A 4,670-nucleotide genomic window follows, 5' to 3' on the forward strand; every position below is an offset into this window, starting at 1 on the left:
GACCGGCCGCGACGCCGCCCTGCGCAGCGGCCGGCCGGGCCGGCACATCTGGCAGGGCGCCGCATTGTCGCGCTCGAGGGCAGCGCGGGCCTGCTCGGTGGTGGCGGACCGGGTGAGGCGTGCACCGCGTGGCAGTCACCGCGGTGCAACCGCCGGGACCGGCCAGAGCAGGAGCAGGAACGGATGCTGTATCCGTACGGGTCGGCCGGTACATCGCCCGCACCGCGGGCGATGTACCGGCCGATGTCCTCCGTGCGTTTGTGGTCAGTCCGCGCTGGGGGCCCCTTTGCCGGTCACCCTGCTGACGGCAGGGGAGGATCGTCGGCTGTGGGCAGCGGCTGGCCTTCCTGGGGGAGGACGAGCTGGACGTCCAGGATGATCCTGGCTGACTGGATCAGCCGCTCCCACATGATGGCACTGCGCGCCGTCAGACCGGTCGACAGCAGTTGGAGCCACTTCACGACATCAGCGGACTGTCCCAGGTCCGCGGGGAGCACACCGAACAGTCCCACCGCGTCGGCCTCGCGCAGAGCGTCCAGGGCGGTCTGTGCCGGGTGCGGTACGGGCTCTTCAGCGGCTTCCGCGGTGTGGTGGCTGTTAAAGAGCCCGATGGCGATGACGGTCTTCACCCGCTGCAGGAAGACGGCGTGTTCGATGTCCCAGGTGCTGCTGGCGCTCTCGATCCAGTTGCGGAGTTCGCCATCGCGCAGGCGTTCGCGCACGATCTCGGCGGCTTCCTGTTCACACTGGGTGAAGGTGACCATCTCGTCCCGCCCTTGGTCCTATGGGCCTGCCTGGTCTAGAGGCAGGGGATGTTCTTCGTCGTCCCGTTGGCGTCGGTGCTGGTAGCGCCCCCGCTCGACTCCACGAAGGAGCCGATGGTATGTACACGGTAGGAGTAGTTCGTCGGTTGTATCTTGCAGTTCGTGACCGTGGATGGCGCCGACCTCAGGGGAGGCGGACACGCGGTGGTCTCCCCCTGGTTCCCAGCCGCCACCCAACCGGGAGTCAGGTAGATCGTAAGTGTTACGTGACTCGTGCATGCGACCGGTGAGCCGACGCAGGAGGTCCAACCGCCGGTGCCGACGATGGTCGAGCCGCTGTAGTTCACCGGGTTCGCGAACAAGTAACACTCTGTGGCATTAACCGTCGCCTTCCGATGCTCGTGCACCGTGTAGGTACCGGGCGGTGCCGGATCGGCGACAGCGGTTGCGGTCCCCAGCGACAGCACCCCCGCCATTGCTCCCGTGACCGTCAGTCCCACTCGGAAGAATTTGGACATAGTTCCCCCTCCGGATCAGTTCGAACACTTGAACGAGGGCGATTTTATGAGTTCACCGGCCCCGCAGGCCACAGCTCTTTGCGTCATTCAACTGCCCGATACAAGCCCGCCAGAGCTTGAGGGAGGCCGGTGTATGCAGGTGAGTGCCTGTTTTCGATCCTGGGTTTTGAGTAGCTTTGTGCCCTAGTCTTGTTGGGTGTCCGAGGACGCCGGGCAGGCTGTGGAGCGGGTGTGTGAGGGGTGTGGGGTTCGGCTGCGATCGGACGCTCCGCCTCGGACGAGGTTCTGCTCAACGTCGTGTCGTTCCAGGCAATGGCGTCGCGACCTGCGGTTGCGCAAGCGGGTGGCTGCGGAACTGGGTGGTGCCGGCCGGGCTGTGTGTCCCGAGTGCGGAGCCGCTTGGGTCGTGGGGGTGGACCGCCGTTCGAATGCGATCTACTGCTCGCGGCGGTGCGTCACGAGGGCCTGGCGGGCCCGGAAGGAATCGTTCGGCGAACGGTCACAGTGACCGCAACGCGAACGCATCCGGGCCGCATGTTCGGTCGGAACCCGGTCATTTACGGTCATTAGTTGTGATCTTCGTATTTCCGGTCTGACGCTCGATCGGAGAAGCGGGCCGGGTCATGCCACGGCCGCGGGGCCGTGCGCCGGCCCCGCGGTGGGCCGTGAAGGCCATGCCCGAAGAGATCAACGACGCCGACAAGGTCGGCAGCGTCAGCGCGACACGGTATGCGGAGATCGTCGCTGACTTGCGGAAACAACTGGAGACAGCCGGTCGCATCCAATTCGCGGTCGGTGACTGCGCGCTCGAAGTCGAGCCGATGCGCGAGTTCGGCGGCCAGGAGCGAAGCGATTCACTGTTCACGGTCAAGGACTCGCTGTTCCGCCTGTCCGAGGACATCGGGCTGTCCTACGCGACGGTGGACAAGGCCCGGTGGACGGCGTCGAGGTGGCCGAAGGACCGCCGGGTGTCAGGGGTGTCCTTCACCGTCCACCAGATCCTGGCGTCCATCGCCGACGACGAGGAACGATTCGCCACCATCCTCACCCCGCCCGAGGGCAAATCCCGCTGGACGCCGGACCAGGCCAACCGCAGGGTCGGCCGACAGGTCGTCAAACCCGTAACTCCGCAGGAGAAGGTCAGCGCGATCCACACTCTGGCCACCGACGAGGAGGTCGCCGCGACCGTCACCAGCGACCTGCTGCGCCGCCCGACGGTGGTCGCGCAGGTCAAGCAGGAGGACAAGGTCCGGGTCGTGGAAGAGCTGACCCGCGACGACCACGTCGCCGCGAAGGTCACCACCGGCCTGCTGCGGCGCCCGGATGTCGCGTTCCGCGCGATGTCGGACGACACCGCCCGCCACCAGGTCAACCACGCCCAGGTCGAGCGGGGCCGCCAGGCCCGCGAGCACTTCGAGGACACCAGCCCAATCGCCCCGGCGGTGAAGAACATGGACCGGACAGTGGAGTTCCTGGACCTGGTCACCGCCTGCCACGCGTTCGTCGCCGCAGCCGGCCGGGTCGTCCCCGGAATGCGCGACCGGCAGCTCGGCGACGACGAACGCGTCATCATGCACGAGAACGTCGCCCGCGTGAGGGCGACGCTGGACTGGATCGAGACCGCGGTCGACACCGGCAAGGTCGACGTCGACGGCGAGCTGGCCAAGCTCCTGCAGGGTGAATAACCGATGCCCCGTGCCTCCGCGCGCAGGCCGCCGGCGGCCCAGCGGCACGCCGACACCGTCCGGTTCGTGCTCTTCGAAGCACGGCCGGCCGGTCTGACCTTTCCCCAGTTGGTCAGATCCAGCGAGCTGTCACCCAGCCAGACCCGATCCGGCCTGGCCTGTCTGCGCGACATCATCACCGAACGCGGCTGGCCACCGCTGATCTGGACCCTCAAGGACGGCTACAAGTTCTGCGCCGACCCCTCCGAGCTCCAGGCATACGAGGTCGCGGTCATCCGCGGCAAGCTCACCGAGATCCGCCGGTTCATCACCGGCACCGTCGCCCCGCACGCCGTCCTCCAGCCCAAAGGCCGGTGGATCAAGCACCTCAACACCCAGCTCAACTCGGTCGAGTCCACCCTCAATGTGATTGCCGACTTCACCGACGCGTGACCGGCGGGGCCGCCCGGTCGGTGGGGCGGCCCCGCCCCCGTCCTGGAGGGAGGGAGGAAGTTGCCGCGCAGGCGCTACTACCCCTCCGACACCTGGGACGACGAGTGGGCCCTGATCGAACCGCTGCTGCCGACACCGGCCTGCGAAACGAAGGCCGGCGGCCGTCCGGAGAAGCACCCCCGCCGGGAGATCGTGGACGCGATCCGCTACGTCGTCGACACCGGCTGCAAGTGGCGGGCCCTGCCCAAGGACTTCCCTCCCTGGCGGACCTGCTACGGCTTCATGGCCCGCTGGGCCGCCGCCGGCGTCATCGGCCAGATCCGTGACGAGCTCCGCAAGCGGATCCGCCGCGAGATGGGCAAGGCACCGGGGGCGGTGGCCACCGTCATCGACTCCCAGTCGATCAAGGCCGCCGAAACCGTCGGCAAGGACTCCCGCGGCTACGACGGCGGCAAGAAGGTCAACGGCCGCAAGCGGCACCTGGTCGTGGACACTAAGGGCCTGCCCCTGTTCGTCATGGTCACCCCGGCCGACATGACCGACCGCAACGCAGCGAAGGAAGTCCTGTTCCGGCTGCGGCTGATGCACCCCGAGATCACCATCGTCTGGGCCGACTCCGCCTACGCCGGACAACTCGTGACCTGGGCCAAGACCTACCTCAACCTGACGATCAAGACCGTCAGCCGCCCGAAGAACACCCCCGGCTTCGTCGTCCTGCCCCGCCGCTGGGTAGTCGAACGCTCCCACGCCTGGGTCATGCACGCCCGCCCGCACGCACGCGACTACGAACGCCTCATTCAGCACTCCGAGTCGTTGATCACCTGGGCCGCGATCACCCTGATGACCAGGCGCATCACCCGCCGAAGCTCCCGCAGGAGCGGACAGCCCGCCTCCCGCGAAGCCCACCGAGACTGATCACTGCGGCACTGACGGTCAGCAGACCCACCAAGAGGCCACCGGGCCCTCTAGCAGGTCCAATTGTCGCACCGGCACGCCGACTCCATAGGCGGCTCTGGCCGGACGGGCCAGATCACTAGGCTTCCTGCCATGGCCAACGATCTCGGATTCACCTGCTCGTGCTGCGGCGAGCACCACTTGGAGCTGCCGATGAACTACACGGCGCCCGCCCCCTACGTCTGGGATCCGACCTTCGCCGACGCCCCCGACTGCCTGCTCTCCCCGGACCAGTGCGTCATCAAAGCACAGCACTACTTCGTCAAGGGCATGATCGATATACCGGTCACCGACAGCGACGATGTGTTCTCCTGGGG

At 67.3% G+C, this 4,670-nt stretch carries 6 protein-coding genes; 4 read left to right on the top strand and 2 right to left on the bottom strand.

The genetic code is table 11. The features are described 5' to 3' along the window. Window positions 1-135 (bottom strand): DUF6233 domain-containing protein (locus ACFZAM_RS37040; protein WP_391052972.1); only part of this gene is annotated, 135 nt, incomplete at its 3' end. Window positions 136-293: 158 nt separating this feature from the next. Continuing rightward, a complete protein-coding gene (locus ACFZAM_RS37045; protein ID WP_391052957.1) occupies window positions 294-764 on the bottom strand; it encodes a hypothetical protein in 471 nt (156 codons plus the stop codon). Window positions 765-1,956: 1,192 nt separating this feature from the next. Between ACFZAM_RS37045 and ACFZAM_RS37050 the strand changes: the two genes are divergently transcribed. The 4 genes from ACFZAM_RS37050 to ACFZAM_RS37065 form a co-directional block, all read left to right on the top strand. Beyond that, on the top strand, window positions 1,957-2,967 hold the full coding sequence (locus tag ACFZAM_RS37050; RefSeq protein WP_391052960.1) for a DUF6192 family protein: 1,011 nt from the start codon (window positions 1,957-1,959) through the stop codon (window positions 2,965-2,967). Between the two features lie 3 nt (window positions 2,968-2,970). Then, entirely contained in the window at window positions 2,971-3,399 is a 429-nt protein-coding gene (locus ACFZAM_RS37055; RefSeq protein WP_391052963.1) for a RacP protein, read from the top strand. A gap of 60 nt (window positions 3,400-3,459) precedes the next feature. Further along, window positions 3,460-4,314 carry an IS5 family transposase gene (locus ACFZAM_RS37060; RefSeq protein ID WP_391052966.1) on the top strand — a complete coding sequence of 285 codons (855 nt, stop codon included), beginning with the start codon at window positions 3,460-3,462 and terminating at the stop codon, window positions 4,312-4,314. Between the two features lie 132 nt (window positions 4,315-4,446). Further along, the coding region (locus ACFZAM_RS37065) for a DUF2199 domain-containing protein (RefSeq protein WP_391052969.1) at window positions 4,447-4,670 on the top strand (224 nt) is incomplete at its 3' end.

The sequence above is a fragment of the Streptomyces sp. NPDC008079 genome (genome assembly GCF_042957385.1).
Lineage (GTDB): Bacteria > Actinomycetota > Actinomycetes > Streptomycetales > Streptomycetaceae > Actinacidiphila.